Source organism: Streptomyces sp. NPDC048825, from assembly GCF_043198355.1.
Lineage (GTDB): Bacteria > Actinomycetota > Actinomycetes > Streptomycetales > Streptomycetaceae > Streptomyces > Streptomyces xiangluensis.
In genome coordinates, this window is the sequence record NZ_JBICUR010000005.1 from 308672 (window position 1) to 332889 (window position 24218).

At 70.1% G+C, this 24218-nt stretch carries 23 protein-coding genes and 1 tRNA gene; 9 read left to right on the top strand and 15 right to left on the bottom strand.

Going from position 1 to position 24218, the window contains the following annotated elements; all coding sequences use genetic code 11:
• Positions 1-384 precede the first annotated feature (384 nt).
• The 3 genes from ACGFNK_RS15405 (at position 385) to ACGFNK_RS15415 (ending at position 2938) form a co-directional block, all read left to right on the top strand.
• Positions 385-471 (top strand) — tRNA-Leu (locus ACGFNK_RS15405).
• 181 nt (positions 472-652) lie between these two features.
• The gene (locus tag ACGFNK_RS15410) at positions 653-1828 is read left to right on the top strand and encodes a 4-hydroxybenzoate 3-monooxygenase (protein ID WP_393415974.1); all 1176 of its coding nucleotides are present in this window, start codon (positions 653-655) and stop codon (positions 1826-1828) included.
• A gap of 195 nt (positions 1829-2023) precedes the next feature.
• On the top strand, positions 2024-2938 hold the full coding sequence (locus ACGFNK_RS15415; RefSeq protein ID WP_393415976.1) for a Bax inhibitor-1/YccA family protein: 915 nt from the start codon (positions 2024-2026) through the stop codon (positions 2936-2938).
• A gap of 101 nt (positions 2939-3039) precedes the next feature.
• Here ACGFNK_RS15415 and ACGFNK_RS15420 read toward each other — a convergent pair whose 3' ends face one another.
• Positions 3040-3270 carry a DUF4287 domain-containing protein gene (locus ACGFNK_RS15420; protein ID WP_165342835.1) on the bottom strand — a complete coding sequence of 77 codons (231 nt, stop codon included), beginning with the start codon at positions 3268-3270 and terminating at the stop codon, positions 3040-3042.
• Positions 3271-3372: 102 nt separating this feature from the next.
• Between ACGFNK_RS15420 and ACGFNK_RS15425 the strand changes: the two genes are divergently transcribed.
• Positions 3373-3684 (top strand): hypothetical protein, encoded by a 312-nt coding sequence (locus ACGFNK_RS15425; protein WP_393415978.1) that lies wholly within the window; start codon positions 3373-3375, stop codon positions 3682-3684.
• 46 nt (positions 3685-3730) lie between these two features.
• Here the strand turns inward: ACGFNK_RS15425 and ACGFNK_RS15430 are convergent, their stop codons facing one another.
• From ACGFNK_RS15430 to ACGFNK_RS15440, 3 genes are all read right to left on the bottom strand, one after another.
• On the bottom strand, positions 3731-4513 hold the full coding sequence (locus tag ACGFNK_RS15430) for a hypothetical protein (RefSeq protein ID WP_386343992.1): 783 nt from the start codon (positions 4511-4513) through the stop codon (positions 3731-3733).
• Between the two features lie 285 nt (positions 4514-4798).
• Complete coding sequence (locus ACGFNK_RS15435; protein WP_393415980.1) at positions 4799-6019, bottom strand: acetyl-CoA C-acetyltransferase; 1221 nt, start codon at positions 6017-6019, stop codon at positions 4799-4801.
• A gap of 374 nt (positions 6020-6393) precedes the next feature.
• Positions 6394-7416 carry an SGNH/GDSL hydrolase family protein gene (locus ACGFNK_RS15440; RefSeq protein ID WP_386343975.1) on the bottom strand — a complete coding sequence of 341 codons (1023 nt, stop codon included), beginning with the start codon at positions 7414-7416 and terminating at the stop codon, positions 6394-6396.
• Between the two features lie 148 nt (positions 7417-7564).
• Between ACGFNK_RS15440 and ACGFNK_RS15445 the strand changes: the two genes are divergently transcribed.
• Positions 7565-8956 (top strand): cystathionine beta-synthase, encoded by a 1392-nt coding sequence (locus ACGFNK_RS15445; RefSeq protein ID WP_393415982.1) that lies wholly within the window; start codon positions 7565-7567, stop codon positions 8954-8956.
• 499 nt (positions 8957-9455) lie between these two features.
• Here ACGFNK_RS15445 and ACGFNK_RS15450 read toward each other — a convergent pair whose 3' ends face one another.
• The 5 genes from ACGFNK_RS15450 to ACGFNK_RS15470 form a co-directional block, all read right to left on the bottom strand.
• On the bottom strand, positions 9456-9884 hold the full coding sequence (locus ACGFNK_RS15450; protein WP_393415984.1) for a hypothetical protein: 429 nt from the start codon (positions 9882-9884) through the stop codon (positions 9456-9458).
• A 78-nt stretch (positions 9885-9962) separates the two neighbouring features.
• A complete protein-coding gene (locus ACGFNK_RS15455; RefSeq protein ID WP_393415986.1) occupies positions 9963-10898 on the bottom strand; it encodes an ABC transporter substrate-binding protein in 936 nt (311 codons plus the stop codon).
• A gap of 19 nt (positions 10899-10917) precedes the next feature.
• Positions 10918-11580 carry an ABC transporter permease gene (locus ACGFNK_RS15460; RefSeq protein ID WP_386351535.1) on the bottom strand — a complete coding sequence of 221 codons (663 nt, stop codon included), beginning with the start codon at positions 11578-11580 and terminating at the stop codon, positions 10918-10920.
• A gap of 4 nt (positions 11581-11584) precedes the next feature.
• Positions 11585-12235 carry an ABC transporter permease gene (locus ACGFNK_RS15465; RefSeq protein ID WP_386351532.1) on the bottom strand — a complete coding sequence of 217 codons (651 nt, stop codon included), beginning with the start codon at positions 12233-12235 and terminating at the stop codon, positions 11585-11587.
• A complete protein-coding gene (locus ACGFNK_RS15470; RefSeq protein WP_393415989.1) occupies positions 12232-13275 on the bottom strand; it encodes an ABC transporter ATP-binding protein in 1044 nt (347 codons plus the stop codon). The genes ACGFNK_RS15465 and ACGFNK_RS15470 overlap by 4 nt, the downstream gene beginning before the upstream one ends.
• Positions 13276-13418: 143 nt before the next feature.
• On the opposite strand from ACGFNK_RS15470, the gene ACGFNK_RS15475 reads away from it, so the two are divergent.
• The 3 genes from ACGFNK_RS15475 (at position 13419) to ACGFNK_RS15485 (ending at position 16616) form a co-directional block, all read left to right on the top strand.
• Positions 13419-14990, top strand: a complete 1572-nt coding sequence (locus tag ACGFNK_RS15475; RefSeq protein ID WP_393415991.1) for an aromatic amino acid ammonia-lyase — start codon at positions 13419-13421, stop codon at positions 14988-14990.
• Positions 14991-15034: 44 nt separating this feature from the next.
• The gene (locus ACGFNK_RS15480; RefSeq protein ID WP_386351574.1) at positions 15035-15907 is read left to right on the top strand and encodes a MurR/RpiR family transcriptional regulator; all 873 of its coding nucleotides are present in this window, start codon (positions 15035-15037) and stop codon (positions 15905-15907) included.
• 124 nt (positions 15908-16031) lie between these two features.
• A complete protein-coding gene (locus tag ACGFNK_RS15485; RefSeq protein WP_393415993.1) occupies positions 16032-16616 on the top strand; it encodes a hypothetical protein in 585 nt (194 codons plus the stop codon).
• A 188-nt stretch (positions 16617-16804) separates the two neighbouring features.
• Here ACGFNK_RS15485 and ACGFNK_RS15490 read toward each other — a convergent pair whose 3' ends face one another.
• From ACGFNK_RS15490 to ACGFNK_RS15515, 6 genes are all read right to left on the bottom strand, one after another.
• Positions 16805-18169: an APC family permease gene (locus tag ACGFNK_RS15490; RefSeq protein ID WP_386351521.1), complete on the bottom strand. Its 1365-nt coding sequence runs from the start codon at positions 18167-18169 to the stop codon at positions 16805-16807.
• Between the two features lie 101 nt (positions 18170-18270).
• A complete protein-coding gene (locus ACGFNK_RS15495) occupies positions 18271-18645 on the bottom strand; it encodes a hypothetical protein (RefSeq protein WP_386351518.1) in 375 nt (124 codons plus the stop codon).
• A 14-nt stretch (positions 18646-18659) separates the two neighbouring features.
• Positions 18660-19301, bottom strand: coding sequence for a roadblock/LC7 domain-containing protein (locus ACGFNK_RS15500; RefSeq protein ID WP_393415996.1), 642 nt, complete (start codon positions 19299-19301; stop codon positions 18660-18662).
• 38 nt (positions 19302-19339) lie between these two features.
• Complete coding sequence (locus ACGFNK_RS15505) at positions 19340-20224, bottom strand: hypothetical protein (RefSeq protein WP_393415998.1); 885 nt, start codon at positions 20222-20224, stop codon at positions 19340-19342.
• A complete protein-coding gene (locus ACGFNK_RS15510) occupies positions 20221-20619 on the bottom strand; it encodes a hypothetical protein (protein WP_344387114.1) in 399 nt (132 codons plus the stop codon). The genes ACGFNK_RS15505 and ACGFNK_RS15510 overlap by 4 nt, the downstream gene beginning before the upstream one ends.
• 309 nt (positions 20620-20928) lie before the next feature.
• Positions 20929-22320, bottom strand: coding sequence for a diaminopimelate decarboxylase (locus ACGFNK_RS15515; RefSeq protein ID WP_393416000.1), 1392 nt, complete (start codon positions 22318-22320; stop codon positions 20929-20931).
• Positions 22321-22514: 194 nt separating this feature from the next.
• Between ACGFNK_RS15515 and hutU the strand changes: the two genes are divergently transcribed.
• Positions 22515-24173 carry a urocanate hydratase gene (hutU, locus tag ACGFNK_RS15520; RefSeq protein WP_388679057.1) on the top strand — a complete coding sequence of 553 codons (1659 nt, stop codon included), beginning with the start codon at positions 22515-22517 and terminating at the stop codon, positions 24171-24173.
• The last annotated feature ends 45 nt before the right edge of the window (positions 24174-24218 follow it).

Below are 24218 nucleotides of genomic sequence, written 5' to 3' on the forward strand. Positions count from 1 at the left end.
CCTGTCGGTACGACGACGAGTGGGGAACGTGACTTCCATCGTCGTGGCCCATCACCGCCGTGTAGTCACCCTCTGTTCTGGTTCTGAAGGGCGACTTCGGTCGGACCGTACGGACCTGAGTCATACCTGCGGATGACACGTACTCCTGACAGGGTCATCGGTGACGGTTCGTCGGACGACCCTCGTTCGGGCGGTGAATTCACGTCATTCCGCATGTGCCGCGACGGCTCTGTGGAAGGGCTCGTGGCAAGTGCCGATGGCCCGTACGGTGGCCTGATGCACCCTCAGACGTCAATAAAATAAGACAACATCGGGTCTCCCGTCCGCTGTTCGGGGGATGCGCCCCGATAGGCTCGGAAGCTCAAAATGCGGAGCCCATGGCCTGCCCGGATGGTGGAATGCAGACACGGCGAGCTTAAACCTCGCTGCCCCTACGCGGGCGTGCCGGTTCAAGTCCGGCTCCGGGCACCACCGACCCTCCCGAGGGCCCGCGACTTTCCTGCATCGTGCATTGAAGACTTCACACCGCGCACCCGTTGACAGCGGGCGTATGTCATCGGAGACTCACGCTGGAACATCAGTGAAGTAAATTTCACTATGCGAACAACACTCACACTACATCACCGCACCAACAGCGCGAAGGGGCGTGCCGATGCGTACCACCGTCGGGATCATCGGGGCCGGACCGGCCGGACTGCTGCTGGCGCGGCTGCTGCACAACGCGGGGATCGACTCGGTCGTCCTGGAGAGCCGCGACCGCGCCTACGTCGAACATCGGCAGCGGGCCGGAATCCTGGAGCAGGGCACGGTCGACGTGCTACGCGCGGCCGGCGCCGGCGAGCGCATGGACCGCGAGGGGCTGCGGCACGACGGGATCGAGCTGCGCTTCGCGAAGAGGCGCCACCGTGTCGACTTCCCCGGGCTCACCGGCGGCCGGTCGGTGATGGTGTACGCGCAGACGGAGGTCTGCAAGGACCTCATCGCCCTCCAGCTCAAGGAGGGCGGCCCGCTGCTCTTCGAGGCGGAGGCGCTGGCCGTGGAGGGTGCGGACAGTGAAAGCCCGCGCGTGCGCTTCAGGCACGACGGGCGCGAGGACGTCCTGGAGTGCGACTACGTCGTCGGCTGCGACGGCTTCTGGGGTGTGGCGCGCAAGGCGATCCCCGAGGAACTCACACAGGTCTTCGAGCGGACGTACCCCTTCAGCTGGCTCGGCATCCTCGCCGACGTCCCGCCCTCGCACGACGAACTCGTCTACGCCCACCACGACCGCGGCTTCGCCCTGCTGAGCATGCGCTCCCCGCAGGTCTCCCGCCTCTACCTCCAGGTGCCCGAGGGCACGGACGCCGGGGAATGGACCGACGAGGCGATCTGGGACGAGCTGGAGCGCCGCTTCGAGACGGCCGACGACTGGAAGCTGGAGAGGGGCCCGATCACGCAGAAGTCCGTGACGCCGATGCGCTCTTACGTCCACGAGCCCATGCGCCACGGACGGCTCTTCCTCGCCGGGGACGCCTCCCATATCGTGCCGCCCACCGGAGCGAAGGGCCTGAACCTCGCCGTCGGCGACGTCGTCACCTTCGCGCGGGCGCTCGCCCATCTCGCGGAGACCGGGTCGGCCGAGCGCCTCGACGCGTACTCCGAGACGTGTCTGCGCCGCGTCTGGCAGGCCGAGCGCTTCTCGTACGCGATGACGACCCTGCTGCACCGCACGCCCGACGCGACCCCCTTCGAGGACCGCATCCAGCTCGCCCGCCTGGACCGGATCACCGTCGCCCGCTCGGCCGAACAGGACCTCGCCGAGTGCTACACGGGCTTCCCGCTGGAGTGAACCGCCGGGAGCACCACGATCGGGGGAACCGGAAGAGCTGGTACCTGCGTTGTAACGGTGCTGGGAATGCTGGATTGAACAGTGGCGTTCCCGGTCACAACAGAGGAAAGATCCTCCCCAAGCACTAGAGGCATTCCTTTGCCTACCCATTACTCTTGAGCCCAGAGCCACGCAGGGTGGCCATGGAGGAGTGAAATGAGGAGCAGCAACCCGGTCTTCTCGCGACGGGGGTTCAGCCGCGACAACGGCTACGCGGGCTTCAACGCCCAGCCGCAGGCCGGGGGCCCCGCTGTCGGCACGCAGGGGAACCCGTACGCACAGGGCTCCCCGTACGCCCCGCAGGGCGGCAACCCGTACGCGCAGAATCCTTACGCACAGACCCCGTACGCCCCGCAGGACGGCCAGTACGGCGCCCCGCCGCAGGCCCCGCCCGCCGCCGACCGCATGACGATGGACGACGTGGTCGCCCGTTCGGCCATGACGCTCGGCACGGTTGTCGTCGGCGCGGTGCTCGCCTGGGCCGTGCTGCCGGTCTCGCCGAGCAGCTGGGGCCTGGCCATCGGCGCCGCGCTCATCGCGATGGTCCTGGCCCTGGTCCAGGTGTTCAAGCGCAAGGCCTCGCCCGCACTGATCCTGTCGTACGCCGCCTTCGAGGGCGTCTTCCTCGGCGTGATCAGTGAGATGTTCAACAGCCGCTGGTCGGGCGCGCCCTTCCAGGCGGTGCTCGGCACCATGGCGATCGCCGGCGCCACCCTGCTCGTCTACCGAGCGGGCTGGATCCGTGTCACCGCCAGGTACGCGCGCATCGGCATGACCATCGCCATCGGCTTCGTGCTCATCATGGCGGTCAACCTGCTGCTGGTCGTGTTCGGCATCGCGCCGGACGGCGGGCTGCGGAGCATGGGCGCACTCGGTGCGATCGTCGGCATCCTGGCGCTCGTCCTGGGCGCGTTCTTCCTGACGCTGGACTTCAAGCAGATCGAGGACGGCGTCGCCTACGGCGCTCCGCGCCAGGAGTCCTGGCTGGCCGCGTTCGGCCTGACCATGACCCTCGTGTGGATCTACATCGAGATGCTGCGCCTGGTCGCCATCTTCAGCGGCGACGACTAGCAGGGCCGTGCCGTCCGGACCACCACCGGGCGGTAGCGGCTGAAGGGCCCGTGAACCTCCGGTTCACGGGCCCTTCGTCGTTGTTCTCCCTGGTGCGCGCCTCAAAGCAGTTTGCGCGCGGCCCTCCTCAGGTCGTACTCGTGAATGATCGCTTTGGCGTGGCCGTATGCGAGGTCGTGCTCGGCACGGAGCCAGCTGACCTTCTCCTCGAAGCGGAAGAGAGCGGGGCCTTCGTCGACGGTGCGCAGCCAGTCGGACACTTCACGACCGGTGCAATGGGGGATGCGGGCGAGCATGTTGCGGTGGGTCTCCTCGGAGAAGACTTGGGACATCGGCGCCTCCGGACGCATGGGATGTAAGCCGGTCCTTCAAGTCACGGTGCCTGAGCGTTGGCTTGTTGGCAACAGTCCGGTTAAGGCGCGTAGTCTCGCGGCGTGCTCGATGCGACCCCCCTCACCCGTGCCGTGGACCATTTCGCCGACCGGCTGCGGGCCGCTCCGCAGAGCCGGCTCCAGAGGGGCGCGGCGGCCGAAGCGCTGGGCCTGGCCAGGGAGTTGGCACTGCGAGCCCAGCGGCTCGAGGACGCTCAGGGGCCGGCGCGTGAGATGCCCGACGCGGGGATGTTCGCCGCGGCCGACCAGATCATGGTCGCCGGACACGATCTGGCCCTCGTACTGAGAACCGAGGGGGAGCTTGCGGAGGCGATGCGGCTCGTCGAGGAGGCGCAGAAACGCGCCGGGGTGTAGTTCGTCCGCTCCCGGCGCGTGTGGGTCTCGCGGGGCTCACAGGCCCTTACAGCGACGCTATGACCCGGTCCGCCAGGATGTAGACGTTCTCCTGGCCGCAGGCGAAGGTCAGGGCGTACGCGCCCGAGATGCCCGAGCCGCCGAGGAGGACCGGAGTCTCGCCCTCCTGGAGGGCGGCGGCCAGCTGCTCGGCGGTCTCGCGGTGGCCGGGGGTCATGCAGAGCGTGGTGCCGTCGGCGAAGACGTAGACGTCGAGCGTGCCCAGCGGGCCGGGGCGGACGTCGGTCAGTTCCGTACGGGACTCCGCCAGGTCCTCCAGGCAGGCGACCGTACGCTCGTGATCGTTCACGACCGGCGACTGGACCGGTACGAAGTCGGGGTGCGAGGGGTGGCGGCGGCGGGCCGCGGCCAGTTCGGGGGAGTCCGCGGCGAGCTCCTCGGCGTCGGCGCCGGGCTCCGTCACCGATTCCAGGTGGTCCAGGCCCGCGAAGTCCGACTGCCGGGGCAGGAACAGTTCGCTGTCCGGCAGGCCGAGCAGCGTGGGCGCGTCAGAGGCGTCACGCGCCTCCTGGGCGGCCCAGAACGCACGGGCCTCGGCAAGCTCCCGCTCCCGCTCCTCCGCGAGCGCCTCGGCGACGGCAGCGCGTATCTCGTCCGTGTCGGCGGCCGAGCGGGCCGCGGGCACCACGGCACGCGGGCCCGCCACACGGCTCGCGGTGAGCTCCGTGTGCAGGGACGCGAGCTCCCGGCGCAGCCTGAGCACGGCGCGCAGGGTGGCGACGCCCACCGCCAGGGCGGCGGCCGCGGTGAGCAGTAGGGCAAGAGGGATGGCGCTCACTGACGTACTCCCGGTTTCAAAGTCGACCCCCGACTTCCTACATCAGCTTGAAGGGCGGACTATCCACCTGTCAGTGCGTAACGTCACGAAAAGGACAGGACATTCAGCCCGGAGTTCCTCAGAGGAGCGGCTCTGACCTGCGTTAATCATTTCCCAAGGGGAGATAGGTCACATCCTGGGGGAGATTCGATCACAAAACGGCCCAGAGCCCCGGGGGTTGCTGGGTTCTGGGCCGCTTCGGTCACGCCGGGTTCACCTGCTGTTACCCGTACGACTTCAGCTGAGGCGCTCGATGACCATCGCCATGCCCTGGCCGCCGCCGACGCACATCGTCTCCAGGCCGAACTGCTTGTCGTGGAACTGGAGGGAATTGATGAGTGTGGCGGTGATGCGGGCGCCGGTCATGCCGAAGGGGTGGCCGACCGCGATCGCGCCGCCGTTGACGTTCAGCTTGTCGAGCGGGATGTTCAGGTCGCGGTAGCTCGGGATGACCTGGGCGGCGAAGGCCTCGTTGATCTCGACCAGGTCGATGTCGTCGATGGTCAGCCCGGCACGGGCGAGCGCCTGCTTACTGGCCTCCACCGGGCCGTACCCCATGATCTCCGGGGAGAGGCCCGTCACACCGGTGGAGACGATGCGGGCGAGCGGGGTCAGGCCCAGCTCACGGGCCTTGGTGTCGCTCATGATGACCAGGGCGGCGGCGCCGTCGTTCAGCGGGCAGCAGTTGCCCGCGGTGACGAGCCCGTCCGGGCGGAAGACCGGCTTCAGGCCCTGGACGCCCTCCATCGTGACGCCTGCGCGGGGGCCGTCGTCCTTGCTGACGACCGTGCCGTCCGGGGTGGTGACCGGGGTGATCTCGCGCTCCCAGAAGCCGTTCTTGATGGCTTCCTCGGCGAGGTTCTGTGAGCGGACGCCGAACTGGTCCATGTCCTGGCGGGTGACGCCCTTCAGCCGGGCCAGGTTCTCGGCGGTCTGGCCCATCGCGATGTACGGGTCGGGGAGGAGACTGTCCTCTCGCGGGTCATGCCAGCCGGCGCCCTCGCTCTGCGCGACTTCGGCGGTACGGGCCTCGGCGTCGGCGAAGAGGGGATTGTGCGTGTCGGGCATCCCGTCGCTCGAGCCCTTCACGCTCCGGCTGACCATCTCCACGCCTGCCGAGATGAACACGTCGCCCTCGCCCGCCTTGATGGCGTGCAGGGCCATGCGGCTGGTCTGGAGCGAGGAGGAGCAGTAACGGGTGATGGTGCAGCCCGGGAGGTGGTCCATGCCCATCTGTACGGCGACGATGCGGCCCAGGTTGTGGCCCTGCTCGCCGCCGGGGAGGCCGCAGCCGAGCATCAGGTCGTCGATGTCCTTCGGGTCCAGCGCCGGCACCTTGGCCAGTGCGGCCTCGATGATCGTGGCGGTCAGGTCGTCCGGGCGCAGGTCCTTCAGCGAGCCCTTGAAGGCGCGGCCGATCGGTGAGCGGGCGGCTGAGACGATCACGGCTTCGGGCATTACGGCTCCATTGGCGTATCGCGTACGAGTGTGACTTGGCAGGGCTGTGAGGGAAGTTACCCGCACGTACCGTCAAGGTCACGGGGATTGCCGTGTGACTCCGGCCGCTTTTTACTAAGCGCTCGCTTTGGCGATCCGTCGGGTGCGGGTGGGTGGGGGCCCGGCGCGGGAGGGGTTCTGTTCCCCAAGCCCGCCCCTACCCGAAACTGGGGCTGCCGCCCCAAGCCCCAGGGGGCGAGGTGACAGGTCGCATGTCGGCTGCGGGCCGTTGTGGCTTCTCGCGCAGTTCCCCGCGCCCCTGAAGGGGCGCTCCCGGAGCCGCCGGCCACCATGCTCACCGGCCATGACGTGCCCGCACCCGACAACGAGGTCCCTCAACCCCCGGAGGGAGCCGGAGCCGGGTCCGTGGCCGGGACACGGCGACGGCGACGGCGCTTCAAGAGGGCCCAGGGGCCGCGCGGACCCGTGGGCACGGCCGCCGCGACCTCCGTACCGGCCTCGGAGGCCGCTTCCGCGGCGGCGCGGGCCACCGGCAGGAAGCCCTCGCGGCGGGATGCGTCCGGGCGCTCCTCCTCCGCCGGCCAGAGCCCCAGCGCAGCGCACACCGTGGGGAGTACCGCCATCGCGGCCGTCGCGTAACCCTCGGCGGAGGGGTGGTAGTTGTCGGGACCGAACAACTCCCGAGGGTTGGCCGCGAACTCCGGACCCAACAGGTCCCCCAGGGACACCGTCCGCCCGCCCTGCTCCACAGCGCCGATCGTCTGCGCCGCGGCCAGCTGCCGAGAGGCCCGCCGAGCCAGCCACCGCAGCGGCTGCTGCACCGGCTCGATGGTGCCGAGATCGGGACACGTGCCGACCACTACCTCGGCACCGGCCGTACGGAGACGGCGGACCGCCGCCGACAGGTGGCGGACCGAGAGCGTCGCAGGCATACGCTGCGTGACATCGTTCGCGCCGACCATGATCACGCATACGTCGGGGACCCGATCCGGGTCCCCGAGAGCCAGGACGACCTGGCGGTCCAGGTCGTCCGACTGGGCGCCCGGCAACGCCACGTTCCGCAACTCCACAGGCCGCTCGGCCACCGCAGCGAGCCCCGAGGCCAGCAACGCACCCGGCGTCTGGCGAGCCCGGTGCACACCCTGCCCCGCAGCCGTGGAATCACCGAGCATGGTCAGCCGCAAGGGGGCATCGGCACCGGCGTACACAAGCCCGTACAGTCCGTCCGCGCTGGGCGGATGCGGACTGTGGCCGTTCCCCACCTGCCGCTTCGCCAACTGCACCTCGGCCAGCACAAGGCCGATCGTCGCCGCGCCCAGCAGCCCGATCCCACCGCCGCCATACGCCGCGCCCGCCGCGATCCGCCGTGCCACCCTCGCCCTCGACAAACTCGACATGCGAAGCCGCCACCTCCTTCAAACCCGTACACCAACTGCTTGCCCCGCCGAGACTGCCGGCCAATCTCAACACAGCGTGAACGCCCAGTACGGGGCTTAGGCTGACGGAAACCACCCCGACCATTTCTTTTCAGCTCCGGAGACAACGGTGCAATTCCACGACTCGATGATCAGTCTCGTCGGCAACACCCCGCTGGTGAGGCTCAACAGCGTGACCGCCGGCATCCAGGCGACCGTCCTCGCGAAGGTCGAGTACTTCAACCCCGGCGGCTCCGTGAAGGACCGCATCGCCCTGCGCATGATCGAGGCCGCGGAGGAGAGCGGAGCCCTGAAACCCGGGGGCACGATCGTCGAGCCGACCAGTGGCAACACCGGCGTCGGGCTCGCCATCGTGGCGCAGCAGAAGGGGTACAAGTGCATCTTCGTGTGCCCCGACAAGGTGTCCACCGACAAGATCAATGTGCTGCGCGCGTACGGCGCCGAGGTCGTCGTATGCCCGACCGCCGTGGATCCCGGGCACCCGGACTCGTACTACAACGTCTCCGACCGGCTGGTGCGTGAGACCCCCGGAGCCTGGAAGCCCGACCAGTACTCCAACCCGAACAACCCGCTCTCGCACTACCACTCCACCGGCCCCGAGCTGTGGGAGCAGACGGAGGGGCGGATCACGCACTTCGTCACCGGAGTCGGGACGGGCGGCACCATCTCCGGTACGGGGCGGTATCTGAAGGACGCGAGTGACGGCAGGGTCCAGGTCATCGGCGCCGACCCGGAGGGGTCCGTGTACTCCGGCGGATCCGGGCGGCCGTATCTCGTGGAGGGCGTCGGCGAGGACTTCTGGCCCACCGCCTACGACCGGACCGTCGCGGACGAGATCGTCGCAGTCTCCGACAAGGACTCCTTCCAGATGACGCGACGGCTCGCGAAGGAGGAGGGGCTGCTCGTCGGCGGGTCCTGCGGGATGGCCGTCGTGGCGGCGCTGAAGGTGGCCTCGCGGCTCGGTCCGGACGATGTGGTGGTCGTGCTGTTGCCGGACAGCGGGCGCGGCTACCTCAGCAAGATTTTTAACGATGAATGGATGGCCGACTACGGCTTCCTGGAGGACAGCGGGCCGAGCGCGCGTGTTGGCGATGTGCTCAGCGACAAGGCGGGCAGGTCCATCCCCTCCCTCGTCCATATGCACCCGGACGAGACGGTCGGGGAGGCGATCGAGGTGCTGCGCGAGTACGGCGTCTCCCAGATGCCGGTCGTCAAGCCGGGCGCCGGACACCCGGACGTGATGGCTGCCGAGGTCGTCGGCTCGGTCGTCGAGCGGGAACTGCTGGGCGCCCTGTTCAGCAAGGCGGCCTCCCTCGAAGACCCGCTGGAGAAGCACATGTCGGCGCCGCTGCCGCAGGTCGGCTCCGGTGAGCCGGTGGCCGACCTGATGTCCGTGCTCGGGGCAGCCGACGCGGCCATCGTGCTGGTCGAGGGCAAGCCGACCGGTGTCGTCAGCCGTCAGGACCTGTTGTCCTTCCTGGCCAAGAGCAACCGGCAGTAGGAATTCCGGTGAACTGTGCGTGCCGGAGGGGAACTTCCGGCACGCGTGACCCGTGCGGAACTTCGCGGAAGTGGTACGAGCGCGTCACGTCCGCGCAGCACCGGCTTAACACGGGTCCGGCACTGTTGTGGATGTCGGCAAGGGCGGGAGCGGCTCCCCGCTCGGGCCGACGCCGAACGGCGCCAAGGACCTCCGGAGCGGCTCCCGGACCTCCATGGACGCCACGGACGCGCAAGCCCGGCCCTGACCCGGCCCGCGTCCCTCGCGGGGACCGCCGTCGTCCCGCCCCCCGTTCACGGGGGTGCGGCGGTCCCCGCGAATAGACCCCCCTTTGCGGCTAAACCGCCGCCGCTCTCGCGGACCTGGTTGCGCTCCCCTTTGCGCCTAAGCCGGCGCCGCTCTCGCGGACCTGGTTGCTCGCCGTCGGGGTTTCTCAATTGATGGTTGCGGCCGTCGTCGCTTGAAAGACGTCGCGGCCGTCGTCATTGAAAGACAGGGCCTACTCTTCCCAGTCCGAGTCCGACTTCTTCTTGCCGCGGCCGAACAGTGGGGTGTGGCGGGCGACCTGGACCACGTTGACCCCCACGATGCCCGTCCAGGCGATGAGGAGGCCGGGCAGGTCCGCGACGCCCCCGCCGATCGCGGACAGGGGGATCGCGAGGACCAGCGAGACGATCCCGAAGCCGAAGCGCTCGCCCCAGGAATCGTTTGCCTGCGGGGAACGTGAGCCCCGGGCCACCACCATCTGCTGTTCCGCGACCTGCCGTCGTACCCGGCGCTCGATCGCGCCGTCCATGCGCTGCTCGACCTTCTCCAGGAAGGAGTCGACCAGCGCCGAGTCGTACTCGTCGCCCAGTTCCCTGCGCGCGTGCAGGGTGGCGTCGAGTTCCTTTTTGAGTTCGGCGTCGCGAGCATCCATACCGGTCATGTGCTTACCGTAAGGAGCCTTGACCGGCTTGGCACTGGGGTTAGCCCCCCTGTCTGCGCTGGGCCGTGCCCCCGGCTGCTATTTCGTCAGGCCCTTCTTCTCGGCGTACGCGTTCGCCACGTCCTCGGGGTCCTTCTTGTCCTTGTCGACCTGACGGTTGAGCTCGGTGAGATCCGCGGTGGTGAGGACGTTGCCGAGCTCGGCGAGGGCCTTTCGGACGGTCGAGTCGGCCCTGCGGTCGGCGATCAGGGGGACGACGTGCTGGCCGGGGATCAGGTTTTTGGGGTCGGTGAGGACGACCCACTGGTTCTCCTGGATGTCGGTGTCGGTGGTGAAGAGGTTCGCCACGTCCACGTCGCCCTTCTTGAGGGCGCCCTTCACCAACGGCCCAGAGGAATCAAGGGACTTGAACTCCTTGAACTCGACGCCGTAGACCTCCTCCAGGCCCACCACGCCGACCTCGCGCTTCTTCACCTCGGGTGCGGCGCCGATGACGAGCTTGCCGTTCTGCTTCTTCAGGTCGGCGAGCGAGGCGAGGCCGTATTTTTCGGCGGTCTCCCGCGTGACGGCGAACGCGTCGGAGTCCTCGGCCATGCCGTACGGCAGCACCTGGAGCCCGGCGGGCAGGGCCATCGCGAGGGCGTTCTGCATCTCGCCCTCCTCGGTGGCCTGCGACTTGGGGTCGACGTAGTGGAGGAGCGCGCCCTGGTACTCGGGGAGCAGGTCGATGTCGCCGCCCTTGATGGCGGGGATGAGGATCTCGCGGGTGCCGAGATTGGGGCGGACGGTCGTCTCGACGCCCGCGGCGTCGAGTACGGCCGCGTAGAGGTACCCGAGGACCTGGTTCTCGGTGAAGTTGGCGGTGCCGATGGTGATGCCGCTCTTGCTGGATCCGCCACCGCCGCCGGCGCCGCCCTCGCCGTCGAGCGAGGTGATGCCGCTGCTGCAGGCAGACAGGACGGGGACGGAAACGGCTGCTCCTGCGAGCGCGCCGAGGAGGGTACGACGATTCATGGGAGGCATTGCGAGGCTCCTAGGCCGGGCGGTGGCGGAAGAGGGCGCGCTGGAGCGCGGAGAGGGCGAGGTCCAGGGCGACGGCGACCACGGCGACCAGCACCGCGCCGCCGAGCACCTGAACGAGGTCGCGCTGGGCGAGCCCGTCGAACACGTAGCGGCCCAGGCCGCCGAACGAGACGTACGCGGCGATCGTGGCCGTCGCCACCACCTGGATCAGTGCGAGGCGCAGGCCCGTCATGATCAAGGGGAGCGCGAGGGGCAGTTCGACCTGGAACAGGACCTGGTGCCAGCGCATGCCCTGGCCGCGTGCGGCGTCCTTCACGTCCGGGTCGACGGCGTTCATGCCCGCGTACGTGTTCGTCACGATCGCCGGGACGGCGAGGGCGACCAGCGCGACGTACACCGGCCACATCGACAGACCGCTCGCGAGGAAGACCAGCACTACCAGGCCGACGGTCGGGAGGGCGCGGCCGAAGGACGCGAGGTTGATCGCGAGGAACGCGCCGCGTCCGGTGTGCCCGATGAGCAGGCCCAGCGGGAGAGCGATCGCGGCTGCCACCAGGGTGGCGAGGAGCGAGTACTGGAGGTGTTCGGCGAGGCGGTGTCCGATGCCGTCGGGGCCGGACCACTGCTCGCCGCTGACCAGCCACTCGCCGAGGTTCTTGAAGAGTTCGTACATGGGCTCAGGCCGCCCTTTGCTTCCGGTGGGTCCATGGCGTGAGTGCGTACTGGAGGGCGACCAGCAGCGCGTCCGCGACCAGCGCCAGCAGCAGGGTCAGGACCACGCCGACGATCACCGGCGTGGGGAAGTTGCGCTGGAAGCCGTCGGTGAAGAGCTGGCCGAGGCCGCCGTCGCCGATGTAGGTCGCCACGGAGACGAGCGAGATCGACATGACCGTCGCGATGCGGACGCCCGCCATGATCACCGGGAGCGCCAGCGGGAGTTCGACGGTGAGGAGGGTGCGGAAGGGGCGGGTGCCCATGGCCTTCGCGGCCTCCTTGGTCTTCGCCGGTACCGAGTCGAGGCCCTCGACCGTGTTCCTGAGCAGGACGACGAGGGTGTAGATCGTCAGGCCGATGACCGTGGTGGTACGGGTGAGCCCGCTCACCGGCAGCAGGAGCACGAAGACCGCGATCGACGGAATCGTGAACAGGACGTTGGAGAGGCCGAGGAGGAGGCCGCGCAGGGGACGGATCCGGTGGGCGATCACGGCCAGGGGGAGGGAGATCAGCACCCCGAAGAAGACGGCGGAGAGGGCGGCCTGGAGGTGGGAGAGGGTGAGGGTGGTGAGGTCGTCGGTGTGGTCGCCTATCCACGACCAGTCGATGGTCATATGGCGGCGCTCGCTGCGCTGTGGGTGCTGTGCGCCTCGCCCGCGTGCTCGTGGATCTCCTCGCGGGAGGTGACGCCGGTGAGGGCTCCGTCCGCGTCGACACGCGCCACGAAACCGGTCGGGGAGGCGATGGACTCGTTGAGCGCGGCAAGCAGCGAGTCGGTGTCCCTGAGGGGTCGTACGGGGAGTTCCGCGTCCTGAGCGCGCCAGTGCCGGGGCTTGCGGGCGTCGTCGAGAACGAGTTCCCAGGTACCGCCCTCGGGCGCCGGCGCCTGCGGTACGTCCGCGAGCGTCGTCAGCGACAGAAGCTTCAGCCCTCGCTCCGCGCCCAGGAAGTCCGCCACGAAGTCGTCCGCCGGGCGCGCCAGCAGCTCCGCTGGTGCCGCGCACTGGACGAGGTGGCCGCCGGTGCGGAAGATCGCGATGCGGTCGCCGAGCCGTACCGCCTCGTCGACGTCGTGCGTGACGAAGACGATCGTCTTGCTCAACTCCTTCTGGAGCCGGAGCAGTTCGTCCTGGAGCTGGGTGCGGACGACCGGGTCGACCGCGCCGAACGGCTCGTCCATCAGGAGGACGGGCGGGTCGGCGGCGAGCGCGCGGGCGACGCCGACGCGCTGCTGCTGGCCGCCGGAGAGCTGGTGCGGGTAGCGCTTCCCGGCCTCGGCCGTCAGGCCGACCGTCTCCAGGAGCTCCGCCGCCCGCGCCCGTGCCTTTCTGCGGCCCCAGCCGAGGAGCAGCGGCACGGTCGCGATGTTGTCGAGCACTGTGCGGTGCGGGAAGAGGCCCGACTGCTGGATGACGTAACCGATGGCGCGGCGCAGCTCCGCGGCATCCTGTTCCAGCACGTCACGGCCGCCGACGCGGATGGTCCCGGAGGTCGGCTCGACCATCCGGTTGACCATGCGCAGGGTGGTCGTCTTGCCGCAACCGGAAGATCCCACGAGGACGGTCACGCCGCCTTCGGGCATCTCCAAGGAGAGGTCGTGGACCGCCGTGGTGCCGTTCGGGAAGCGTTTGTGGACCGCATCGAACTGGATCATGAGGTGTCCCTTGCCCGGTGTGCATATCGTCATGCAGAGTTCTTGGTGTCTGAATAGGTTGTCAACGCCCCGGCGTAAAACGCCGGTTACAGATGACCGCCAGGCAAGATCGAATGTCTGAGTTTGGGAGGAGTTCGCGCGTGATGTCGTCTCGGATCGTGGACGTGCCAAGTGCCACCGCCCCGGACTCCGGGGCCCTCACGCCCGGTCTGGTCGTCCTCGACGGGTACGGCACCGGCGTCGCGGACATCGTGCGCCTCGCCGACGGAGCCGCCCGGCCCGTCCCCGGCACCGAGGCGATGAAGCGTGTCGAGGAGTCCTGGGACGCGGCCCGGCGGATCGCCGCGACCGGGCGCGTCTACGGCCGCTCGACCGGCGTCGGCGCCAACCGGAACGAGGACGTGCCGACCGAGGCGGCCGCCGGCCACGGTCTGCGGCTGCTGCGCAGCCACGCCGGGGCGATCGGCGCGGAGCTGCCCGCGCGGCAGGTACGGGCGATGCTGGCCGTACGGGCGAACCAACTGCTCGCGGGCGGCGCGGGCCTGCGGCCCACCATCGTCACGGCACTGTGCGACGCGCTGGAGACCGGGGCGTATCCGGTCGTGAACGAGTTCGGCTCGGTGGGCACCGGGGACATCGCGGCCCTCGCCCAGGTGGGGCTTGCGCTCGCGGGAGAGCACCCTTGGCGGGAGGCGGAACCCGGGTGGCGTACGCCGGGAGCGGGCGGGCCGGGGGCGGGTGCGCCCGAGGCGCAGCCCCTCGACAACAACGACGCGCTCGCCCTGATCAGCAGCAACGCCCTCACCCTCGGCCAGGCCGCGCTCGCCCTGCACGAGCTCCGCGGACTGATCGGGGCCACACAGGTCGTCGCCGCGCTGTCCCTGCTGGCGGTGGACGGCTCGCACGAGGCGTACGCGGCGCCCGTGCACGCCGCGCGCCGGCATCCCGGGACGGCCGAAGTGGCGCGCCGTATGCGCGAGTTGATCGGTGCCGCCGACCACCCGACGCCGCCGCTCGGGCGCCTTCAGGACCCGTACGGATTCCGCTGCCTGCCGCAGATCCACGGCCCCGCGCTCGACGCCGCCGACGCCCTCGAAGAGGTGCTCACGGTCGAGATCAACGCCGCCGCCGAGAACCCGCTGATCTGCGCCGAGGACATGGCCGCCTACCACCACGGCGGCTTCTACCAGGCCGGACTCGCCCTGGCCCTCGACCACTTCAGGCTCTCCCTCACCCAGGTCGCGCGACTGTCGACGTCCCGCCTTTCGACCTTGAACGAACCCGCCTACACCCGGCTGCGTCCCTTCCTCGCAGGCCACGAGGCCGCGTCCTCCGGCGTGATGATTCTGGAGTACGCCGCAGGGGCCGCCCTCGGTGATCTGCGGGCCTTCTCCGCGCCCGCCTCGCTCGGCCACGCTGTACTCTCCCGGGGCGTCGAGGAGCAGGCGAGCTTCGCCTCGCTCGCCGCACGTCAGACGTTGCGCGTCTGCGACGCGTACCGTCTCGTCGTCGGTTGCGAACTCGTCGCCGCCGTACGGGCCCTGCGTCAGCGTGAGCTGCGACCGGACCCGGAGCTGCCCGTGGGCCGGGCGCTGGAACTCGCCGAGTCGGTGCTCGACGCGGACCAGACCGACCGGCCGCTCACGGACGATGTGACGGCGGCAGCCGTACTGCTCGACCGGTTCACGGACATCTGGAGGGGGAGCACGGCATGAGCGTGGACAGGGATACGGGCTCGATGACGGGCGCGGACACAGACATGGACGGGGACGCGGGCGTGGGCAGGGACATGACGGTGACGGACAGTTCTGCCGCACGTCTGCAGGCCCTCTTCGAGGGGCACCGCCTGACGCCGACACAGCGGCGTATCGCGCACAGCATGGTGCGGCGGGCGGCCGACGTGCCGTTCCTGTCGAGCGTCGAACTCGCGGAACTCGCCGGTGTCAGCCAGCCCTCCGTCACCCGCTTCGCCGTCGCGCTCGGCTTCGACGGCTACCCGGCGCTGCGCAAGCACCTGCGGGAGGTCGCGCCCACAGGGCCGGTCCCGGACACCGCCTCGTACAACGAGTACCAGCAGGCCGTCGAGGCCGAGATCGAGAACCTGCGGCATCTGGCCTCCGTACTGGCCGATCCGCGGCCGGTGGAGCGGGCGGGGCGGCTGCTCGCGGCGTCGCGTCCGCTGCCGGTGCTCGGACTGCGGGCGGCGGCCTCCCAGGCGTACGGCTTCGCGTACTTCGCGGCCAAGGTCCATCCGGACGTCCGGCTGCTGCACGAGGGCGGCACGATGGTCCACGACCGGATCGACTCGGCGGTACGGGCCGGGGCCACGGCTCTGCTGTGCTTCGCGCTGCCGCGCCATCCGCGCGAGGTCGTGGACACCCTGGCGTATGCGAAGGGGGCCGGGCTGACCGTGGTGACCGTCGCGGACTCGGCGTTCGCGCCGGTGGCGAAGGAGTCGGATCTGCTGCTGCCCGCCGCGGTCGGTACGGGACTCGCCTTCGACACGGCCTGTGCGCCGATGCTGCTCGGGCGGGTGCTGCTGGAGGCCATGTGCGACGACCTTCCGGACGCGCAGGCGCGGCTGGAGGAGTTCGACGGGCGGGCGGCTGCGCGGGGCTTGTTCGTCGAGTAGTCGGCTTGTTAAGACTCGTCTCACCTTCGGTCGCTAACCTGCGCGGCTGAAAGGCTTCAGAAGCTTCGGAGGCTTTCGGAGGTTTCAGACCTTCGGACGAGGCTGCGGACGAGGAGGCGGGAAGGTGACGCGCGGAGGTCAGGGACTGGTTCGGGTGGCCGTCGTCGTACGGTCCGGTGCCGTGCCGCTGTGGTGGCTGGGTGTCTTCGCCGCGGGCATCGGCGTGCTGGTGCCGGGTGTGACCGGGCGTCGGATCGGCGTGATCGCGGGGGCGGCACTGTTCCTCGTCACGGCGGCCGTGGTGGCGCTGCTGCGCAGGAAGCGGTACGTCGCCCTGGCCGGCGGTGCCGCCCGTGCGGGCAAGCACGATGTCCTCCAGGACCGTGCCGTGACCGCGCGCAACTGGCGCCGGGGGCATCGCTGGTGGCTGCTCCTCGCCTTCCTGGCCGCGCTGGGCAGCGCGTTCGCGGTGCCCGCGGCCGGGGGCATGCTGCTCGCCGGAGTGGGGGCTGGGCTGCGGCTGAAGGCCGCGTGGCTGGGCAGCCTCGAGCGCGGCTCAGAGGAGTTGTTGTGGGTCCGCGTCGACTGGCTGAGCCCTCGGGCGGGCGCCCCGGCGGGTAAGCGGATCAAGGCCTACCGGGCCACGGGTATCGCGGCGGGCGACGCCGCGCCCGGTGGGGCGCGGCGTCGGGGTGGAGTCCTGGTGTAGTGAGGCTGCCGCTGGGTGGTCGCCCGCCCTGGCCTTCGGCCGGGCGGCGTCTTCCACTCGCGCACCGCCCGTTTCACCTCGGCTGTCCTGTGCGGGTTTCTTGTGGGAGTTGCCCGCCGTTGGCGGCTGCGGGCCATGAGGACGGGCCCGGCTCAAGACTCCGCCGGCCGGGCCCGCCTCCAGCCCTCTTACTCCTCGCCCCGTACCCGGAGCACCACCTTGTTCACCGCCCACAGGACCACGCCGATCGCGAGCAGTACCGCCGCGCGGATGTACACGTCCGCCGGGCGGTCGGCCAGGGGGCTGGCCAGGATCAGGGCGGTGATCGCGCCCAGGATCGGAAGGAACGTCGGGGTGCGGAAGTGGGCGTGGTCCACGGGGTCGCGGCGTAGGACCAGGACCGTGATGTTGACCACGGCGAAGACGCACAGGAGGAGGAACGCCGTCGTGTCGCCCAGGCCTTCGATCTCGCCCGTGGAGACCAGGCCGATCGCGAGTACGGTGACGAAGACGATGCCGACCACGGGGGTGCGGCGGCGGCGCAGGACGCGGCCCATGCCGCGCGGGAGGATGCGTTCGTTGGCCATGCCGTAGCACAGGCGCGAGGCCATCATGATGTTGATCAGCGCGGAGTTGGTGACGGCGAACAGCGCGATGAGGGCGAAGAGTTTGTGCGGGAAGTCGACACCGCCTGCCTTCACGACCTCCAGCAGCGGGCCGCTCGACCCCTCCAGCACCTTGTAGTCGACCAGGAGTGACGAGACGAGCGCCACCAGCACATAGATCGTGCCCGTCACCGCCACCCCGATGAAGATCGCCCGCGGGAAGGTCCGTACGGGATCCTTCGTCTCCTCCGCCATGTTGACCGAGTCCTCGAAGCCCACGAACGCGAAGAAGCCAAGCGCCGTAGCCCCCAACACCCCGGTGATCAGGGCGTATCCGGTGCCGCTCGCCTCGAACTCGCCCAGCCGGGACGGCTCCCCGTCACCCGTCAGCACGGCGTACGCGCCGATCGCGAGGATGATCAGCAGGCCCGTCAGCTCGACGAGGGTCAGGACCACGTTCGTCTTCACCGACTCCGAGACGCCCCGCAGGTTCAGGCCGGCGAGGAGCAGAATGAAGCAGATCGCGATGAGCGTCGGCGGGAGTGCGTCTCCCGTCAGCTCGGAGAGGTAGTCGCCGCTGAAGGCGCGGGCCGCCGCACTCGCGGACGACAGGCCCGAGGCCATCACCATGAAGGCGACGATGAAGGTGAGGAAGGGGACCTTGAAGGCCTTCTGTGTGTAGAGGGCCGCTCCGGCCGCCTTCGGGTACTTGCCGACGAGTTCGACGTACGACGCCGCCGTCAGGATCGCCACGACGAAGCCGATGACGAACGGCAGCCACAACGCCCCGCCGACCTTTCCCGCGACGGCGCCGGTCGTGGCGTAGATGCCCGTCCCGAGAATGTCGCCGATCACGAAGAGGACCAGCAGTTTGGGGCCGATGGCGCGCTTGAGCCCCGGTTCCTCGGCGGGCGACTGCGCGCCCGTGGTGGTTTCGGTGGTGGACAAGAGAACCTCCCCCGGTCGGTGATCCGTCCGGGGGAGTTCTGCCCGGTCGTGTGTCCGGGATGCGTGCGGGTTCGATTCTCAGAGGTTCATCTGAGGTTCCGTCAGACCTCCAGGTCCGCCTCGATCTTCTTCAACTGGTGGCGTGCCATCGCCAGGTTGGCCCGCTTGGCGTCGAGGACCAGGTAGAGGAAGAGGCCGTTGCCGCCGCGGCCGGTGAGCAGGCGGATCAGGTGGTACTGGTCGGACAGGGTGATCAGGATGTCCTCGATTTCGCCCTTCAGGCCCAGGTGTTCCATGGTGCGGAGCTTGGCGCGTACGACATCGGTGTTGCCGGCGGCGGCGACGTTGAGGTCGAAGCTCTTGCTGCCGCCCATCGTGCCCAGCGCCATGCCGCTGGTGTAGTCGACGAGCGCGGCTCCGGTCGCGCCCTCGATGGAGGCGAGGGCTTCTTTCAATGTGGTTTCGGTGTTGGCCATGGTGTGCTGTCCTCTCAACTCTCGTTGGTCGTAGGGGTGTTGGTGGTAGGGGTGTTGGTGGTGGATCGGTTGGTGGTTCGGCTTGTGCTCCGCCCGTTGGACTGGGCGGTCTGTGTGGTCTGTGCAGTCCGCACGGCCTGTGCAGTCCGTGCGGTCCTGGGCCGCGCGGGCTTTGCCGGGCGCGTCGGAAGCGCGGACTTGTCCGTGGTCGTGGAGGCGGCCTGCGACGGGTCCTTGGATCCGGAGGTGGATCCGGCGGTACGCGGAGGCGGTGCCGCGCGGGTCGTCGCTGCGTCGACCAGCTCGCCGATACGGGTCCCGGCGCGGCGTCCCTCCAGGTGCAGGCGCCCGACGTTGACCCGGTCCTGCGCCAGCAGCGTCAGTACGGCCGAGGAGCCGGCCGAGTACGTCGCCACGTAGCCGTTCGTGCCGCGTACGAGCAGCTCGCGGAGGCCGCCCTGGCCGGTGGCGTCCGTCAGCCGCACGGCGACGCCCAGTGCGGCGGCGGTCAGCGCGGCCAGGCCCTCCGGTTCCACGCCGGGCGTGTCCTGGGCGATGACCAGGCCGTCGACGCTGGCCGCGAGCGCGCCGGTCAGCTGGGGTACACGGGCCCGCAACCGGTGGAGTTCGTCGAGGACTTCGGCCTCCGCCGCCATGAGCAGTCTCCTCTCGGCACGCTGTCGAAGCGCGCGGATCACAGGGCCTCCAGGGCGTCTCTCAGGCGGCGCAGCAGAGCGACGTCGGGGTCGGCCGAGGGTTGGGCGAGCAGGACTGACACGGGGTCGAGGGCGGGCGGCGGCTGCTCGGGCGCCGCGTCTGCCCGGGGCGGCCGCGGTGGTTGGGCCGACCGGGGAGGACGGGGTGGCGGGAGGGGCGGGGAAGCCGTCGTCACGATGCCCGCCGTGGCGAGCCTGCGCAGTTCGACCAGGGTGTGGAACGCGGGCCGGCCCAGGGCGAGAGAGATGTCGGCGGCCGTGCGAACCCCGTTGACCTTGCCCAGTACCGCTTCCTGGCGGGCCGGGACCGGCGGCTCGGCGGCTCGGTCGGTCCGTACCAGCGGGGCGGTGTCCGTCGCCGGATCGGGCCAGATGCGGTGCAGCAGCTCCCGGCGGCGCAGGGTCTCGCGCTCCAACGCGGCCACCGGCATGGGGCGCACCGGCCCGAGCCAGTGGGCGGCCCCGTACCGAAAGCGCGCCGGGGCGCTGGACGGCCCGAGAACGAAGTACGCCGCGTCGAACAGCGCCGCCACGAGGCACAGCTCCAGCACGCCCTCGGTGACCCGGCCGCTGTCGACCAGGAACCGCCCGACCCGCCGATCCTCCCCGGCCCGCGCGACCGCCTCCCGCCACACCTCGGAGTCCAGAACACCGCCGGTGGTGAGCAGCACGTCGAGCCCCGGGCTCTCGGGGCTCTCGGCGTACGTGACCTGGCCGTCGGCGAGATGGAGTGCACCGCGCTCGCGCAGCAGTACGCCGGTGGCGCGCTCCTCGGCGAGCCGGCGCAGCATGGGGGAGACACCAGGGCCGAACGAGCGGCGCCGCAAGGGCAGTCGGGGCGGAGGCGTGCTGACCACGGTCATCCCAGCACCAGCCGTCCGGCCATCTCGCCGAGCCGTATGCGTGCCAGCGCGAGGTTGCCGTCGGAGCGGGCCAGCCACAGATGCAGGAAGACGCTGCTGTCGAAGCTCGTCGCCACGAACCGCAGGACGTGGTACGTGTCGACGTTGCTGATGATCAGGTCCTCGACAGGCGGGTCCTGCGCTGCCTCGTCCGGCCCCGCCTCCGGCGCGAATGCCCGGTGCTCCGCCGCGAGCCGCGCCAGCTCCGCCGCCTCCGCCGCGGTCGTCTCGTGGTCACCGCCCGGGGCGTCCCCGACCGTGCCCAGTGCCAGGCCGCTGGTCCAGTCGACCACCGCGGCGCCCAGGGCACCGGGCAGCCTCATGGCCTCCAGCAGACACTCGTCGATTCCGGGCACCTGGGCTCCCCTCCCGCCTCGGGTACGGCTGAGTGACCACGAAGCTACGCACCGTGTGCGTCAGGGGTGAGGATTCTGGCATTTTCCAGCGGAACATGCGCCGGCTGACTAAGGTGGGTTAACTGGCCTTCTGTCGGGGCACGTTGGTGGCCTGATGGTCGCCGGTGGCCTGACGTGGGTGGACGGCTCCGGGTGCCGGGTCCGGTCTGTGAGACTACGGCGTCAAACCGGCGCGCAAGTGCTGCCGAGTTGAAGCACGGCGCACTGCTGCGCGCCGGGGTGCGGGTGCGCGCGAGCGCCGTGCCGGCGCTACAGCTCCAACAAGCCGCCCGCATGAGGCCCGCCCGACTCCGCCGCAATCTCCTCCAGCGTCTGCGGCGTCCGAACGGTCGCGAACCGCATCCCGCCTTCCTCGTCCGGCCCGAACCCATAAATCCCCGGCCGCGGAAGCGAGTTGTACGCGTAGTGGTGCGCGAAGTTGTACGCCCCCGTGTCAAAGGCGGCCACGTAGTCGCCCTGTTCGAGCAACGGCAGCGCACGCCCCTCGGCCAGCAGGTCACCCGCGAAACACGCGGGACCCGCCACGTCCTGTACGACCACGGGCCCGGCCTTGGGGCGCCCCTTCGCGTCGTACGCCCCCACCCGCAGCGGCCACGTCGCCGGCGCATACACCGTGCGGGTCGCCACCTGCACGCCCGCGTGCGTCACGGCGATCGCGCGCCCTCCGGCGCTCTTCGCGTACTCGACCCGTGCCAGCACCACCCCGTGCTTGGCGAGCAATGACCGCCCGAACTCCGTGACCAGTCCGTACCGCCCGTCGAACAGCTCCGGCACGGTCCGGGCCAGCAGCCGCGCAAACTCCGCGTAGGTCGGGCTCTGGGCGTCCGACGCGTAGTTCACCGGCAGTCCGCCGCCGATGTCGAGGGTGTCGATCTGCCGCCGCCCGGCGCGCTCGTTGATCTCCTCGGCGAGCTCGTACGTCTGCGCCGCCCCGCGCGCCAGCAACTCCAGCGGCATCCCCTGCGAACCGGAGTGCGCATGCAGCCGGGTCAGCCACGGCCGGTCCAGATACGCTTGTACGACCCACTCGCGTGCCCCCTCGTCCCGCAGCGCCACCCCGAACTTCGAGGTCGCCGTCGCCGTGGACAGTGCCTCGATCGAACCCCCGCCGACCTGCGGATTCACCCGCAGTCCTATGGGTGATCGGGTCGACGCCGACTGGACCAGGCCGTCGATACGGGCCAGCTCCTGCGGATTGTCCGCGTTGACCGCGATGCCGAGTGCCAGCGCCTCCCGTAGCTCCGCCGGGGTCTTGGCCGGGGAGTCGAGGACCGTACGGGACGGGGGCACCCCGGCCGCGCGGGCGAGGGCCAGTTCGCCGGCGCTCGCCACCTCCGCGCCGAGGCCCTCCTCGCGCAGCAGCCGCAGCACTGGCACGAGCGGGGTCGCCTTCACCGCGAACGCGTGCAGCACCGGCGTACCCGGTGCGACCACCGCTTTGAAGGCCGCGCGCAGTGCCGCCGCCGACCTGCGGATGCCGGTGATGTCGAGGAGTCCGATGATGGGGGTGGCGGGGCCCACGAGCCCCTGTTCCACGGCCGCGCGGACGGCGTCGTCCCGCCGCGCGACCCCGTTCGTCGCTGCGTCCGCCGCGTCCTGTGCCTCGCCCGATGGGTGCGTGTCCCCTGTGTATGCCGTCATGGATTCAGCCAAACACCCGTACGGCGCCGGTGCCGACGCAGGGGCCGTATTGACTAGTTCTATTCATGAAGCCAGGATGTGAATATCTCTGCAATGGACGACTGCGGTGACCGATCGCGGTGACGGATTGCGGAGACCGATTGCCGAGACCGACTGCAACGCCGGAGCACCACGAGCCCGCCAGGAGGCAGCCCATGTCAGGACCCCGCCCGGTACGAGCGCCCCGCGGTACGGAACTGAGCGCCCTGGGATGGCAGCAGGAAGCCGCCCTGCGGATGCTGCAGAACAACCTCGACCCCGAGGTCGCCGAGCACCCCGACAAGCTCGTCGTCTACGGCGGCACGGGCAAGGCCGCCCGCGACTGGCGCTCCTTCGACGCCATGGTCCGTACGCTGCGCACCCTCAAGCAGGACGAGACGATGCTCGTCCAGTCCGGCCGCCCGGTCGGCGTCATGCAGACCCACGAGTGGGCGCCGCGCGTGCTCCTCGCCAACTCGAACCTGGTGGGCGACTGGGCGAACTGGGAGGAGTTCCGGCGCCTGGAGCAGCTCGGACTCACCATGTACGGCCAGATGACGGCCGGTTCGTGGATCTACATCGGTACGCAGGGCATCCTGCAGGGCACCTACGAGACGTTCGCGGCGGTCGCCGCGAAGCGGTTCGGGGGTTCGCTCGCCGGGACGATCACGCTCACCGCCGGGCTCGGTGGCATGGGCGGCGCCCAGCCGCTCGCGGTGACGATGAACGACGGCGTCGCCATCTGTATCGACTGTGACCCGCGGGCGATCGAGCGCCGTATCGAGCACCGGTTCCTGGACGTACGCGCCGACTCGCTCGAGCACGCCCTCCAGCTGGCCGTGGAGGCGCGCGACGCCCGGCGCCCGCTGTCGATCGGGCTGCTCGGCAACGCCGCTGAGCTGCTGCCGCGCATGCTCGCCGAGGGCGCCCCCGTCGACATCGTGACCGACCAGACCTCGGCCCACGATCCGCTGTCCTACCTGCCGCTCGGCGTGGACTTCGACGACATGGCCTCGTACGCGGCCAAGGACCCGGCGGGTTTCACCACCCGTGCCCGCGAGTCCATGGCCCGGCACGTGGAAGCGATGGTCGGCTTCATGGACGCCGGTGCCGAGGTCTTCGACTACGGCAACTCCATCCGTGGCGAGGCCCAACTAGTCGGCTACGAGCGGGCGTTCGCCTTTCCCGGCTTCGTGCCCGCCTACATCCGACCGCTGTTCTGCGAGGGCAAGGGACCCTTCCGGTGGGCCGCACTGTCCGGTGAGGCCTCGGACATCGCCAAGACGGACAAGGCGATCCTCGACCTCTTCCCCGAGAACGAATCCCTCCACCGCTGGATCAAGATGGCCGGTGAGCGGGTGCACTTCCAGGGGCTTCCGGCGCGTATCTGCTGGCTCGGGTACGGGGAGCGGGACCGGGCGGGGGAGCGGTTCAACGACATGGTCGCGAGCGGGGAGTTGCAGGCCCCGCTCGCCATCGGCCGCGACCACCTCGACTGCGGGTCGGTGGCCTCCCCGTACCGTGAGACCGAGGCGATGCTCGACGGCTCCGACGCGATTGCCGACTGGCCGCTGCTGAATGCCATGGTGAACGTGGCGTCGGGGGCGTCCTGGGTTTCCCTTCACCATGGGGGTGGTGTGGGGATGGGGCGGTCCATCCATGCCGGGCAGGTGTCCGTGGCCGACGGTACGAAGCTGGCCGGGGAGAAGATTCGCCGGGTTCTGACGAATGACCCCGGGATGGGGGTCATCCGGCATGTGGATGCCGGGTACGACATCGCGGAGTCGGTGGCGGACGAGCGCGGTGTGCGGGTGCCTATGCGGGAGGGCGAGTGAGCCTGTCGTCCGGTGAGGGCCGGGAATCTTCCCCCACCCCGCCCC

Bases quoted from the DNA above. Each gene is read 5' to 3' on its own strand.
- ACGFNK_RS15435 (WP_393415980.1), bottom strand. From the start codon at position 6,019: ATGCCCGAAGCCGTGATCGTCTCAGCCGCCCGCTCACCGATCGGCCGC.
- ACGFNK_RS15410 (WP_393415974.1), top strand. From the start codon at position 653: ATGCGTACCACCGTCGGGATCATCGGGGCCGGACCGGCCGGACTGCTG.
- ACGFNK_RS15440 (WP_386343975.1), bottom strand. From the start codon at position 7,416: ATGTCGAGTTTGTCGAGGGCGAGGGTGGCACGGCGGATCGCGGCGGGC.
- ACGFNK_RS15475 (WP_393415991.1), top strand. From the start codon at position 13,419: ATGTCGTCTCGGATCGTGGACGTGCCAAGTGCCACCGCCCCGGACTCC.
- ACGFNK_RS15465 (WP_386351532.1), bottom strand. From the start codon at position 12,235: ATGACCATCGACTGGTCGTGGATAGGCGACCACACCGACGACCTCACC.
- ACGFNK_RS15495 (WP_386351518.1), bottom strand. From the start codon at position 18,645: ATGGCCAACACCGAAACCACATTGAAAGAAGCCCTCGCCTCCATCGAG.
- hutU (WP_388679057.1), top strand. From the start codon at position 22,515: ATGTCAGGACCCCGCCCGGTACGAGCGCCCCGCGGTACGGAACTGAGC.
- ACGFNK_RS15500 (WP_393415996.1), bottom strand. From the start codon at position 19,301: ATGGCGGCGGAGGCCGAAGTCCTCGACGAACTCCACCGGTTGCGGGCC.
- ACGFNK_RS15450 (WP_393415984.1), bottom strand. From the start codon at position 9,884: ATGACCGGTATGGATGCTCGCGACGCCGAACTCAAAAAGGAACTCGAC.
- ACGFNK_RS15505 (WP_393415998.1), bottom strand. From the start codon at position 20,224: ATGACCGTGGTCAGCACGCCTCCGCCCCGACTGCCCTTGCGGCGCCGC.
- ACGFNK_RS15515 (WP_393416000.1), bottom strand. From the start codon at position 22,320: ATGACGGCATACACAGGGGACACGCACCCATCGGGCGAGGCACAGGAC.
- ACGFNK_RS15455 (WP_393415986.1), bottom strand. From the start codon at position 10,898: ATGAATCGTCGTACCCTCCTCGGCGCGCTCGCAGGAGCAGCCGTTTCC.
- ACGFNK_RS15420 (WP_165342835.1), bottom strand. From the start codon at position 3,270: ATGTCCCAAGTCTTCTCCGAGGAGACCCACCGCAACATGCTCGCCCGC.
- ACGFNK_RS15470 (WP_393415989.1), bottom strand. From the start codon at position 13,275: ATGATCCAGTTCGATGCGGTCCACAAACGCTTCCCGAACGGCACCACG.
- ACGFNK_RS15415 (WP_393415976.1), top strand. From the start codon at position 2,024: ATGAGGAGCAGCAACCCGGTCTTCTCGCGACGGGGGTTCAGCCGCGAC.
- ACGFNK_RS15480 (WP_386351574.1), top strand. From the start codon at position 15,035: ATGGACGGGGACGCGGGCGTGGGCAGGGACATGACGGTGACGGACAGT.
- ACGFNK_RS15460 (WP_386351535.1), bottom strand. From the start codon at position 11,580: ATGTACGAACTCTTCAAGAACCTCGGCGAGTGGCTGGTCAGCGGCGAG.